Origin of the sequence: Streptomyces filamentosus, assembly GCF_014654895.1 — a bacterium.
GTDB classification, from domain to species: domain Bacteria; phylum Actinomycetota; class Actinomycetes; order Streptomycetales; family Streptomycetaceae; genus Streptomyces; species Streptomyces filamentosus.
On record NZ_BNBE01000001.1, the window covers coordinates 1,588,967 to 1,601,564 of the forward strand.

Annotated in this window: 9 protein-coding genes; 6 read left to right on the forward strand and 3 right to left on the reverse strand. The window is 72.4% G+C overall.

Annotation, left to right across the window (positions count from 1 at the left end):
• Positions 1-113 precede the first annotated feature (113 nt).
• Together IE326_RS06855 and IE326_RS06860 are read left to right on the forward strand one after the other, a co-directional pair.
• Positions 114-1,784, forward strand: coding sequence for a fumarate hydratase (locus tag IE326_RS06855; protein WP_150231282.1), 1,671 nt, complete (start codon positions 114-116; stop codon positions 1,782-1,784).
• 198 nt (positions 1,785-1,982) lie between these two features.
• The gene (locus IE326_RS06860) at positions 1,983-2,609 is read left to right on the forward strand and encodes an HAD family acid phosphatase (RefSeq protein WP_190041064.1); all 627 of its coding nucleotides are present in this window, start codon (positions 1,983-1,985) and stop codon (positions 2,607-2,609) included.
• Positions 2,610-2,618: 9 nt separating this feature from the next.
• Here IE326_RS06860 and IE326_RS06865 read toward each other — a convergent pair whose 3' ends face one another.
• Positions 2,619-3,116 carry a hypothetical protein gene (locus IE326_RS06865; RefSeq protein ID WP_190041065.1) on the reverse strand — a complete coding sequence of 166 codons (498 nt, stop codon included), beginning with the start codon at positions 3,114-3,116 and terminating at the stop codon, positions 2,619-2,621.
• A gap of 127 nt (positions 3,117-3,243) precedes the next feature.
• On the opposite strand from IE326_RS06865, the gene IE326_RS06870 reads away from it, so the two are divergent.
• Positions 3,244-3,900 (forward strand): lipoprotein, encoded by a 657-nt coding sequence (locus tag IE326_RS06870; RefSeq protein WP_190041066.1) that lies wholly within the window; start codon positions 3,244-3,246, stop codon positions 3,898-3,900.
• A gap of 118 nt (positions 3,901-4,018) precedes the next feature.
• Here the strand turns inward: IE326_RS06870 and IE326_RS06875 are convergent, their stop codons facing one another.
• Entirely contained in the window at positions 4,019-5,548 is a 1,530-nt protein-coding gene (locus tag IE326_RS06875; RefSeq protein ID WP_150231273.1) for a ricin-type beta-trefoil lectin domain protein, read from the reverse strand.
• A 106-nt stretch (positions 5,549-5,654) separates the two neighbouring features.
• On the opposite strand from IE326_RS06875, the gene IE326_RS06880 reads away from it, so the two are divergent.
• The 3 genes from IE326_RS06880 (at position 5,655) to IE326_RS06890 (ending at position 10,061) form a co-directional block, all read left to right on the forward strand.
• A complete protein-coding gene (locus tag IE326_RS06880; RefSeq protein WP_190041067.1) occupies positions 5,655-7,055 on the forward strand; it encodes a class II fumarate hydratase in 1,401 nt (466 codons plus the stop codon).
• Positions 7,056-7,154: 99 nt separating this feature from the next.
• Positions 7,155-7,829: a cytidylyl-2-hydroxypropylphosphonate hydrolase gene (fomD, locus tag IE326_RS06885; RefSeq protein WP_190041068.1), complete on the forward strand. Its 675-nt coding sequence runs from the start codon at positions 7,155-7,157 to the stop codon at positions 7,827-7,829.
• A gap of 309 nt (positions 7,830-8,138) precedes the next feature.
• Positions 8,139-10,061 (forward strand): SpoIIE family protein phosphatase, encoded by a 1,923-nt coding sequence (locus tag IE326_RS06890; protein ID WP_190041069.1) that lies wholly within the window; start codon positions 8,139-8,141, stop codon positions 10,059-10,061.
• A 93-nt stretch (positions 10,062-10,154) separates the two neighbouring features.
• Here IE326_RS06890 and IE326_RS06895 read toward each other — a convergent pair whose 3' ends face one another.
• On the reverse strand, positions 10,155-12,428 hold the full coding sequence (locus IE326_RS06895; RefSeq protein ID WP_190041070.1) for a transglycosylase domain-containing protein: 2,274 nt from the start codon (positions 12,426-12,428) through the stop codon (positions 10,155-10,157).
• Between the last annotated feature and the right edge of the window lie 170 nt (positions 12,429-12,598).

Below are 12,598 nucleotides of genomic sequence, written 5' to 3' on the forward strand. Positions count from 1 at the left end.
CTGGTGAGCCTTACCTCACAGGATCGGGGCCGCGCCCGCGGCCTACCCTGGACGGTGCGCCCGCCAACGGAGGCGGCGCGCAGCTGTCTGCCGAGTGAGGAATGGCCGCCGTCATGCCCGAGTTTGCGTACTCCGATCTGCTCCCCCTGGGAGAGGACACCACGCCCTACCGCCTGGTGACCTCCGAGGGCGTCTCCACCTTCGAGGCCGACGGCCGTACGTTCCTCAAGGTCGAGCCGGAGGCGCTGCGCCGGCTCGCCGCCGAGGCCATCCACGACATCCAGCACTACCTGCGCCCGGCGCACCTGGCCCAGCTGCGGAAGATCATCGACGACCCGGAGGCGTCGGGCAACGACAAGTTCGTCGCGCTCGACCTGCTCAAGAACGCGAACATCGCCGCCGCCGGCGTGCTCCCCATGTGCCAGGACACCGGCACGGCGATCGTCATGGGCAAGCGCGGGCAGAACGTGCTGACCTCCGGCCGCGACGAGGAGGCCCTGTCGAAGGGCGTCTACGACGCGTACACCAAGCTGAACCTGCGCTACTCGCAGATGGCCCCGGTGACCATGTGGGAGGAGAAGAACACCGGCTCGAACCTGCCCGCGCAGATCGAGCTGTACGCGACCGACGGCGGCGCGTACAAGTTCCTCTTCATGGCCAAGGGCGGCGGCTCCGCCAACAAGTCCTTCCTCTACCAGGAGACGAAGGCCGTCCTCAACGAGGCGTCCATGATGAAGTTCCTGGAGGAGAAGATCCGCTCGCTCGGCACGGCCGCCTGCCCGCCGTACCACCTGGCGATCGTCGTCGGCGGCACGAGCGCCGAGTTCGCGCTGAAGACCGCGAAGTACGCCTCCGCGCACTACCTGGACGAGCTGCCCACCGAGGGCGACGCCGCGACCGGCCACGGCTTCCGCGACAAGGAGCTGGAGGAGAAGGTCTTCGAGCTGACGCAGAAGATCGGCATCGGCGCGCAGTTCGGCGGCAAGTACTTCTGCCACGACGTGCGCGTGGTCCGCCTCCCCCGCCACGGCGCCTCGCTGCCCGTCGCGATCGCCGTGTCCTGCTCGGCCGACCGCCAGGCCGTCGCGAAGATCACCGCCGAGGGCGTCTTCCTGGAGCAGCTGGAGACCGACCCGGCGCGCTTCCTGCCGGAGACCGAGGACTCCCACCTGGACGCCGGCGACGTCGTGGAGATCGACCTGAACCGGCCGATGTCCGAGGTCCTCGCCGAGCTGACCAAGTACCCGGTGAAGACCCGCCTCTCGCTGACCGGCCCGCTGGTCGTCGCCCGTGACATCGCGCACGCCAAGATCAAGGCGCGGCTCGACGCGGGCGAGGACATGCCGCAGTACATGAAGGACCACCCGGTCTACTACGCGGGCCCGGCGAAGACCCCCGAGGGGTACGCCTCCGGTTCCTTCGGCCCGACCACGGCCGGCCGCATGGACAGCTACGTCGAGCAGTTCCAGGCGGCGGGCGGCTCGATGGTCATGCTCGCCAAGGGCAACCGCTCGCAGCAGGTCACCGACGCCTGTGGCACGCACGGCGGCTTCTACCTGGGCTCCATCGGCGGCCCGGCGGCGCGCCTCGCGCAGGACTGCATCAAGAAGATCGAGGTCCTGGACAACGAGGAGGACGGCATGGAGGCCGTCTGGAAGATCGAGGTCGAGGACTTCCCGGCCTTCGTCGTCGTCGACGACAAGGGCAACGACTTCTTCCAGAACCCCGCGCCCGAGCCGACCTTCACGCACATCCCGGTGCGGCAGGGCTCCCAGCTGTCGTAACCCGCGGTGGCGGTTCGCCCGCCCACGGTCTCCCGCCCCCCGGTCCCCCGCGGACCGGGGGGCGGTGTCGTCCTCCGCTCCGAAAGTCGCTACCGACCGGTAGCCAGCAGGACATCTACTGGCCAGTATGGGTCGCGAGCATGTCAACCACTGATCAGCACGCGCAGCACTGAGACGGTCGACCACTCGGGAGCCCCCATGCCCTCCGCCAAGTCCGCAGCCACCGCCACCGGTCTCCTCGGCCTCACCGGCCTCCTCCTCGTCGGGCCCGCGCCCGCCGCCTCGGCGGCCGATCCGGACACCCACCTCACGTCGGCCGCCGCAATCGAGGGCGTCGACTACACGACCTGGCGCCGGGACGTCGCCGCCGTGATCGCCGAGGCCCGCCCGTACGTCGAGCGGCGCGCCGAGGAGGCCGGCACGGAGAAGCAGGCCCTCGTCCTCGACATCGACAACAGCTCCCTGGAGACGGACTTCCACCCGTTCTGGGAGCTGCCGACCCCGGCCATTCCGGAGGTCCGCGCGCTGGTCCGGGACGCGCACGCGCGCGGGGTGAAGGTCTTCTTCGTCACCGCCCGGCCCGGGATCGTCCACTCCCTCACCGAGTGGAACCTGAAGCAGGTCGGCTACCCGGTGGACGGACTGTACGTGCGCTCGCTCCCCGACCTGTTCGCCGAGGTCAGCGCGTACAAGACGGCGAAGCGCGCCGAGATCGAGGCCAAGGGCTACACGATCGTCGCGAACATCGGGAACAACACGACCGACGTCGTCGGCGGTCACGCCGAGCGCGCCTTCAAGCTGCCGGACTACGGCAAGCTGTCCTGACCCCGTCCGTCAGCGGCCGATGTGGAACTCCATCCGGGAGTAGTCCCCGTCCGGGGTGGAGCGGATCCAGCCGCGGGCGTCCTTGAAGTCGCCGGTGCCGCCGGTGACCGCGATGTCGAACGCGGCCGGGGCCTCGTCCGAGGGGTCGACGGAGAGCAGGTTCTGGGCGGTGAGCTGGCCGCCCGGGCCGCCGTTCAGGACGAAGGTGCCGACGCAGAGGACGTCCATCGGGTCGCCGGCGCGCACCACGGTGCAGGTGACGCCGTCCCGGCCGATCGTCTCGCCGCCCTTGGTGCGGGAGAGGTCGTCGGCGAAGGCGAAGGAGTCGCCGACCTCGGGCCGCGCGCCGGGGCTCCCGCTGTCGTCCGACGGGACCTCCTTGGCGTAGAGGGTGAACTCGAGTCCGTCGGCGGCGGGCGCGGCGGCCGCGGGCGCGGCGGCGGCGAAGGTGACGGCGGCCACCGTCGCGGCGCCGAGGGCGCCGATCCTCCTGAAGCTCCGGTTCATGGACTGCCTCCCTGGCGGGGTGCGGGTCTCCCCCACGGGTCGTCCCCCTCCGGGCCGTCTCCCCGGGCCGTCCTCACATTGTGCTGCCGCCGTCCGGGGGGCGCACACCGTCAGGAATGATGGGGTCATGCCAGTCAGAGCCCCCTTTCTCCGTACCGCCCTGCTCGCGGCGGCCCTCCTGACCGCCTGCGGTACGACCCCGGAGCCGGCCGCGACGCCCTCCGCGGCCCCGTCCGGGAAGGCCGCCGGGAAATCCGCCGGGAAGCCCTCCGCGGAGCCCTCCCGGGAGGCGGCCGTGAAGGCCGCGGGACTGCTCGGCGGCCCCGGCACCGCGTGCGCGCTCCCCGTCTCCTTCTCCCTCGCGGAGGGCTGGGAGGCGGACGCGGTCGAGAAGCCGGAGGACCCCGCACTCGCGTCGCTGGTGACGCAGGGCCCGGCCACGGTCCTGTGCGAGGCGAAGTCGGAGGGCACCCCGGACATCGCCTTCCTGCGGGTGTGGACGGCGCCGAAGGGCTCCGCCCGGTCCGTCCTGAAGGCCTTCGTCGAGGCCGACGAGTCCAAGGGGATCGTCCTCACGGACGTGAAGGCGGGCGCGGTGCCCGCCGTGGAGGCCCGCTACTCGGTGTACAGCAAGCTCACCGAGGAATGGCGGCAGACGCGTTCCTTCGCGGTGCGGACCGACGGGGGCGCGGTCGTCGTCGTGGGCCTCGCGGGCCTCGACTCCGGGGAGGACGCGGTGACCGCCGCGTACGAACTGGCCAGGTCGACGCTGAGACTCCCGTGAAAGAGCCGTGGCCCCCGCCCCGCACCGGACGGGGGGCCACGGCGTTCTCGGGCCCGCGGGCCGGGCCGCGCCTTCCGGACCGGGCCGGGCTCGCGGCGCCCGACTCGGAGGACACGGCCTAGGCGAACTTCTGGTTCGCGGAGCCGTTGCAGGTCTGGAGCCGGACGGGCTCCTTCGCGGCGCCCTGCGTCAGGCAGAGGCCGGTCGCGGCGGCGGGCCGGATCGTGGCGCCGTCGCGGACGAACTTCTGGTTGGCGGCGCCGGAGCAGTTCCACACGATGAGCGCCTTGCCGGTCTGGTAGGCGGCGCCGGGCACGTCCAGGCAACGGTCCTGGGTGAGTTCGGTGTGGAGGGTCTGCCGGGCGGAGTCGTACCACCAGCCCTGGTTGCGGCCGCCGTGGCAGTCCCAGCCGAGGACGGCGGTGCCGTTGGCGGACTCGGAGGCGTTCACGTCGAGGCAGTTGCCGGTCGCGGCGTTCCTCAGCGGCTTGTACGCGTCGTCCCAGGCGAGCGGGAAGAGCGTCGGCGTGCCGGAGGAGTTGACGTCGGCGCAGCTCGCCTCGCGCAGGCCCGAGGCGTAGAGCTGGGTCAGGCAGGAGGCGAAGGCGGCGTGGCCGCTCCTGTTCGGGTGGAAGGACTGGCGGGTGGTGTTCTCGTCGATGCCGCCGGGCTTGGAGAGGTCGATGAACAGGCCCCGGGCCCAGGTGTCCTCCATGCAGACCTCGTGGCCGTGGAAGAGCCGCGAGTTGTCGAGGTAGACGGCTCCGGTGGAGGCGGCGACCTCGCGCATGCCGCGCTCGAACGCGGGGACGGCGACGTTCCGGCCCCACTTGGTGTCGGAGTCGTAGCCCATGCCGCCGCAGCTCAGCTTGCCCGGGAAGTTCGGGTTGTCGTGGAAGTCGGGGCCGATGGGGCTGGGGTAGCCCATGACGACGAGCTTGTAGTCGCCGTCGGCGTACCCGGCGTCGCGCATGACGGTCTTCAGGTCGCGGACGGTCTGCTCGACCTTGGGCACGAGGGCGTCGACGCGGGCCTGCCAGCCGGGGGCGTACTTGGGCTCGCAGGTGCCCTGGCTGAGGACGTAGCGGGTGACGCAGTCGGTCATGACGGGGCCGAACTGGAGGTCGTCGTTGGCGCCGGCGACCAGGAGGACCATCTTGATGCGGGTGTTGCGGGCCTTGACGGCGAGGTTGTCGCTCTGGACCAGTTCGTCGGCGTACTGCTTGCCGCCGCCGATCCGGATGTTGCCGGTGTAGGCGCCGGAGCAGGACACGTTGAAGGTGAGGTCGGCGGCGATCCCGGTGCGGTGGATGGCCGCGTCGGGCGAGCGGTGGCACCAGTTGGTGGGGCCGTTGGTGGGGGACTCGTAGCTGCCGACGCCCTCGCCGGAGATCTCGCTGTCGCCGAGCGAGATCAGGCCGGTCTTCCGCTGGGCGAGGGGGCGTTCCTCGGGGCTGCCGTAGATCCTGGTGGCCTCGGCGGCGCGGATCGCCTCCAGCTCGGGGGAGAGCGGTACGGAGGCGACGGCGGCCCTCGTACCGGTGTCGGCCGCTCCGGCCGGGGCGGCGGCGGTCATGGTGCCGAGGGCGGCGGCCGCCGCGGCGACGGCGGCGATGGGCCACCGGAGTCTGTACCTGGTGCGCGTCACTGCGCCTCCTGGAAGTGGGGTTACCCACGGTTTTTACTGGTCGGTACACGCCTTGGGAATACATCGAACAAGACAAGTGCTCAACTTTTTCGGGAGGTCGACCAAGATGAGCGACGAAGACGGCTACCGGATCGAACACGACTCCATGGGCGAGGTGCGGGTCCCCGCGCACGCCAAGTGGCGGGCGCAGACCCAGCGGGCGGTGGAGAACTTCCCGGTCTCCGGGCAGCGCCTGGAGCGCGCCCACATCGAGGCCCTCGCCCGGATCAAGGCCGCCGCGGCGAAGGTCAACGCCGGGCTCGGCGTGATCGACCGGGACCGGGCGGAGGCCATCGCCGCCGCCGCCGAGGAGGTCGCGGAGGGCCGCTGGGACGACCAGTTCCCGGTGGACGTCTTCCAGACCGGCTCCGGCACCTCGTCCAACATGAACGCCAACGAGGTCCTGGCCACCCTGGCCGGGGAGCGGCTCCCGGCCGACCGGGCCGTCCACCCCAACGACCACGTCAACGCCTCGCAGTCGTCCAACGACGTCTTCCCCTCCTCCATCCACATCGCCGCGACCGCCGCCGTCACCCACGACCTGATCCCCGCGCTCGGTCACCTGGCCGCCGCCCTGGAGCGAAAATCGGCCGAATTCGCGACGGTGGTGAAGTCGGGTCGTACACACCTGATGGACGCCACCCCGGTCACCCTGGGCCAGGAGTTCGGCGGCTACGCGGCCCAGGTCCGGTACGGGATCGAGCGGCTGCGCGCCTCCCTCCCCCGGCTCGCCGAACTCCCCCTCGGCGGCACCGCGGTGGGCACCGGCATCAACACCCCGCCCGGCTTCCCGGCCGCCGTCGTCGCCGAGCTCGCCCGCGCCACCGGCCTGCCCTTCACCGAGGCCCGCGACCACTTCGAGGCCCAGGGCGCCCGGGACGGCCTGGTGGAGACCTCCGGCCAGCTCCGGACCGTCGCCGTCTCCCTCACCAAGATCGCCAACGATCTGCGCTGGATGGCCAGCGGCCCCCGCACCGGTCTGGCCGAGATCAACCTCCCCGACCTCCAGCCCGGCTCCTCGATCATGCCCGGCAAGGTCAACCCGGTGGTCCCCGAGGCGGTCCTCATGGTCGCCGCCCAGGTCACCGGCAACGACACCACCGTCGCCGTGGCCGGCGCCGCCGGGAACTTCGAGCTCAACGTGATGCTCCCGGTGATGGCGAAGAACCTCCTGGAGTCCGTACGGCTCCTGGCCAACGCCTCCCGGCTGCTCGCCGACCGCACCGTCGACGGCATCACCGCCAACGCCGAGCGCGCCCGCGAGTACGCCGAGTCCTCCCCCTCCGTCGTCACCCCCCTCAACCGGTACATCGGCTACGAGGAGGCCGCCAAGGTCGCCAAGAGGTCCCTGGCCGAGCGGAAGACCATCCGCGAGGTCGTCCTGGAGTCCGGCTACGTGGACCGCGGCGACCTCACCCTCGAACAGCTCGACGAGGCCCTCGACGTCCTGCGCATGACCCGGCCGTGACCCGCGGACGGCGGCCGCGTGAAGCGCGGCCGTCCCCCGCGTGACTCAAGCGTGACGCGTACCGCAGCGCGGGTGGGAGCGCGCCCCTAAGATCTGCGCATGACAGGATCGGACGGATCGGGCGACATCCAGCACTGGGCGCCGGGGGAGCACATCCTCTGGCGCTACCGCGGCATCGGCACCGAAGAGGTGCACATCTGCCGGCCCGTGACCGTGGTCCACGACACGCCCGACCTGCTCGCCGTCTGGATGGCGCCCGGCACCGAATGCGTCCGGCCGGTGCTCGCCGACGGCACCTCCGTCCACGACGAACCGCTCGCCACCCGCTACACCGCGCCCCGCACCACCGAGCGCGCCCGCTGGACCGGCAGCGGGGTGCTCAAGCTCGCCCGGCCCGACGACCCCTGGTCTGTCTGGCTGTTCTGGGAGCGCGGCTGGCGCTTCCGCAGCTGGTACGTGAACCTGGAGGAGCCCCGCCGCCGCTGGGCCGGCGGCGTGGACTCCGAGGACCACTTCCTCGACATCTCCGTCTACCCCGACCGCAGCTGGCTGTGGCGGGACGAGGACGAGTTCGCCCAGGCCCAGCGGGCCGGGCTGATGAGCGCCGAGCGGGCCGGTCTGGTGCGGGCCGCGGGCGCCGCGGCGGTGCGGCTGGTCGAGGAGTGGGGGGCGCCCTTCCGGGACGGCTGGGAGACCTGGCGGCCCGACCCGGCCTGGACCGTTCCCGTGCTGCCGGGCGACTGGGATCGCACCCCGGCGCACACGGCGCCATGAGACCCTTGATACGCCCCCGGGGTCGAAACGTAGGATCGTCCTCCGCACGGCCGACACCGGGCGAACTCGACGTCACCGACCGATCGCAGCACAGCAACTGACCACACGTCACCGCACGTCATCGTCGAAGGGGAGATCAGTGCCGGAGCTGTGCCCGGGTGGCGTGCCCCCCGCCCATGCCGTCGGCCGCGGATCCTCCGTGTCCGCCGCACCGACCGCCTCCCGGGGGTTTATCCCCGCCGAAGGCGCGGCATCGGCGAGAAGAGCGAGTGCATCGCACCACCGGCCCGGACGGACGGAATCCCACGCGTGACGGAGCATCCCACCTCCCACGAAGGCCGGCGGCCGCTGGCCGACCGGCCCCAGGAACAGGCGCGCCCTCGCCAGGAGGCCGCGCCCGCCGGGCTGCCCTCCGACATCCCCGCGCAGCCCACGGCCCCCGCGGCGGCCCCGCCCTCGGACGGCCCGCCCGGTCCCGCGGTCGCCGTCGCCGTCTCCCCCAAGCCCCCGGCCGGGGAGGCGGGCCCGGCGCAGACCGGGCGGCGCGAGGGCGACCGGCTGCGGTTCGTCGGCGCCGCGACCCGGCGGATCGCCCGCGGCCTCGACCTGGACGAGATCGTCCTCGGCCTGTGCCGGGCCACCGTGCCCGCCTTCTCCGACGAGATCCTGGTCTACCTGCGCGATCCGCTGCCGGTGGGCGACGAGCGGCCGGTGGCGCCCTTCGTGCTGCGGCTGCGCCGGACGGACCGGCTGCGGTTAACTCCCGACCTGGAGGGCGACGAGCTCGTCCTCGTGGCCGACCCCGACCCGACCCCGGCCGCCGAGCTGTGCGAGGTGGCCCCCGGCAGCGCCCTGTCCGAGGTGCTCCGCGGGGTCCGGCCGGTCTTCGGCGACTCCGCCGCCGCCCGGACCGCGCTCGGCGAGCTCCTCGGCGCCGAGCACCCGCTCCCCCGCGGCCTGCGGGCGATACTGGCCCCGCTGCGCGGCCGCCGCCGGGTGATCGGCGCCGCCGTCCTGCTGCGCCGCCCCGAGCAGCCCGCCTTCGAGCCGGACGACCTGCTCGTCGCCGCCCAGCTGGCCACCCACACCGCGCTCGGCATCGACAAGGCGGTGCTGTACGGCCGGGAGGCGTACATCGCCGACGAGCTCCAGCGCACGATGCTGCCGGACTCGCTGCCGCAGCCGACCGGCGTCAAGCTGGCCTCGCGCTACCTGCCGGCGGCCGAGACGGCCCGGGTGGGCGGCGACTGGTACGACGCGATCCCGCTGCCCGGCAGCCGGGTCGCCCTCGTCGTCGGCGACGTCATGGGCCACTCGATGACCTCCGCCGCGATCATGGGCCAGCTGCGCACCACCGCGCAGACCCTGGCCGGGCTCGACCTGCCGCCGCAGGAGGTGCTGCACCACCTCGACGAGCAGGCCCAGCGGCTCGGCGAGAACCGGATGGCGACCTGCATGTACGCGGTCTACGACCCGGTCTCGCACCGGATCACGGTCGCCAACGCCGGTCATCCGCCGCCGATACTGCTCCACCTGGACGGGCGCGCCGAGGTGCTGCGGGTGCCCGCGGGCGCCCCGATCGGCGTGGGCGGCGTGGACTTCGAGGCGGTCGAGCTGGACGCCCCGGCCGGTGCGACGCTGCTGCTGTACACGGACGGTCTGGTGGAGTCCCGGCTGCGGGACGTGTGGACCGGGATCGAGCAGCTGCGGGAGCGGCTCGCGGCGGCGGCCCAGCTGACCGGGCCGGACCACGCGCCGCCGCTGGAGGCGCTCTGCGACGACGTGCTCGACATGCTCGGCCCCGGCGACCGGGACGACGACATCGCGCTGCTCGCGGCCCGCTTCGACGGGATCGCGCCGAGCGACGTGGCGTACTGGTTCCTGGAACCGGAGGACGCGGCCCCGGGCCGGGCCCGCCGGCTGGCCCGGCGGGCGCTCGCCCGCTGGGACCTGGAGGAGCTGACCGACTCGGTGGAGCTGCTGATCAGCGAGGTCGTGACGAACGCGGTGCGGTACGCGGAGCGGCCGGTGACCCTGCGGCTGCTGCGGACGGACGTGCTGCGCTGCGAGGTCGGCGACGACTCGCCGCAGCTGCCCCGGCAGCGCCGGGCGCGCGAGACGGACGAGGGCGGGCGCGGCCTGTTCCTGGTGAACCGGCTGGCGCGGCGGTGGGGCGCGACCCGGCTGTCGGGCGGCAAGGTCGTCTGGTTCGAGCTGGCGACGCGTACCTGAGCGCGTCCTGGCCCCGGGCCGGTGCCGGAAGTGCGGCGAAGGCCGGTCCCCTCCGCGGGGGCCGGCCTTCGTCGTGTTTCCGTGCGCCCGGGGTCAGCGGGGCTGCTGGGTGCCGCGGGTCGCGGGCAGGCCGTTCTGGCTGCCGCCGGTGTTCTCGGGGTCGGGGACCTCGGTGTCGGGCGGCTGGACCGTCGCCGTGGTGGTCGGCTCCTGCGTCGGCTCCTCGGTGACCGGCGGCGGGGTGGTGGCGGTCTCGGTGGGCGGCGGGGGCGTGGTCGCCGTGGTGGGCGGGGTGGTGGGCGGCGCCGTGGTGGTGGCGGGCGGGGTGGTCGGCTCCCGCGTCGGCTCCTCGCTGGGCTCCTCGGAGGCGGTCGGGCTGCGGGTGCCGGTCGGCTCGGCGCCGCCGCCTCCGCCGCTGCCGCCCTCGGTCTCCAGGTCGAACTCGGCGTCCGAGCCGCCGTCCAGGGCGCGCTCGGTGTACGCGCCCCAGATCTTGGCGGGGACGCCGCCGCCGTTGGCGCGGCGGCCGGGGTCGACGGTGTCGGTGAGGGTGACCTGTTCGGCGATCTTGCCGGAGGTGTCCTCGCCGAAGAGGGCGACGGCGGTGACCAGTTCGGGGGTGTAGCCGACGAACCAGGCGGAGCGGTTGTTCTCGGAGGTGCCGGTCTTGCCGGCGGCCTGGTAGTCGCCGGCGGCCCGGAAGCCGGAGCCGTCCTGGACGACGCCCCGCATCGCCTGGGTGACGGTGTCGGCGGCCTTGCGGCTGACGGCCTGCTCGCCGGACTGCCGGACCGTGTCGACCTGGCGGTCGCGGTGCTCGGCGGCCTTGACGAGGGTCGGGGTGACCTTCTTGCCGTGGTTGTCGAGGGTGGCGTAGGCGCCGGCCATGTCGAGGGTGGAGGCGCCCATGGTGCCGAGCGACATGGCGGGGGTGGCGCCGAAGTCCTGGCCGTCCTTCATGCCGAGGGCGAGGGCGGTCTTCTTGGCCTTGGCGGGGCCGACGTCGACGATCATCTGGGCGTAGACCGAGTTGATCGAGCTGTTGGTGGCCCGCTGGACGGTGACGGGGCCGTAGGACCGGTCGTCCTCGTTCTCCGGGGCGAAGGGGATCTCGCTGCCGACGACGGGCCGCTTGCTGGTGCCGTCGTAGACGGTGTCCAGGCCGATCTCGCGGCCGTCCTGGGTCATCGCCATGTTGTCGACGGCGGAGGCGAGGACGATCGGCTTGAAGGTGGAGGCGGGCTGGTAGTCGCGGCGGGTGGCGTTGGACATCCAGTGCTCGGTGGCGCCGACGCCGCCGTACATCGCGACGACGCCGCCGGTCTTCGGGTCGACGGAGGTGGCGCCGGCCTGGACGGTGGCGTCCTTCTTGTCGCCCTTGCGGTCGAGCTTCTCCTCCATCTGCTCGTCGACGGCGGCGACGAGGTCCTTCTGCTTCTGCTCGTCTATGTTGAGCGTGATGGTCCAGCCGCCGGCCTTGATGTCCTCCTCGCTGACGCCCTGGCGCATCAGCTCCTGGTTGGCGGCCTCGACGATGTAGCCGGTCTGGCCCTCCATGCCGGGGAGCGGCTTGGGCGCCTTCGGGGCGGGGAACTTGAGGCCCGCGCGCTCGGCGGCGGGGAGCCAGCCCATCTCGACCATGTTGTCGAGGACGTAGTTCCAGCGCTCCTCGACGAGCCCCCGGCCGGTGGCGCTGGCGGAGGTCCAGTCGTACTGGTTGGGGGCCTGGAGCAGCGAGGCGAGGTAGGCGCCCTGGGCGGTGGTGAGCCGGGAGGCGTCGGTGCCGTAGTACGAGCGGGCGGCGGCCTGGATGCCGTAGGCGCTGCGGCCGTAGTAGCTGGTGTTGATGTAGCCGGCCAGGATCTCGGGCTTCGACATCTCCTGGTCGACCTTGACGGCGATGACCATTTCCTTGAGCTTGCGGGTCGCCGTCTGGTCCTGGCTCAGGAAGTAGTTCTTGACGTACTGCTGGGTGATCGTGGAACCGCCCTGCTTGGCCTTGCCGGTGAGGGTGTTCCAGGCGGCCCGGGTGGTGCCCTTGATGTCGACGCCGTGGTCCGTGTAGAAGGTCTTGTTCTCGGCGGCGACGAAGGCCTGCTGGACGGGGAGCGGGATCTTGTCGAGGCCCACGATCTCGCGGTTGATCTCGCCGGTGCGGGCGAGGATCTTGCCGTTGGAGTACTTGTAGATGTTGCTCTGCATGGTGGCCTCGGCGTTGGCCGTCGGCACGGGGACCATGAAGTAGACGGCGCAGAGGCCGCCGACGGCGAGCAGGCAGACCGTGAAGAAGGTGCCCAGGAGCTTCTTCCAGGTGAAGAGGCGGCGTATGCCCCGTTTCTTCGCCTGGGGCTTGTCCGTTCGGCCCATGGGTCGTGTCGCTCCGCTCGTCGTGTGTCCCGTCGTCCCCGGCCCGGCGAGGCGCCGGATCAGCTCAGCAAGCTAACACCGACAGTGCGGACAAAGGACAACCGATCACGTCTTTTCAGGACGTGAGAATCAGCACCCACGCCCAGGGGAACCGACGCTCACGGGGGCGT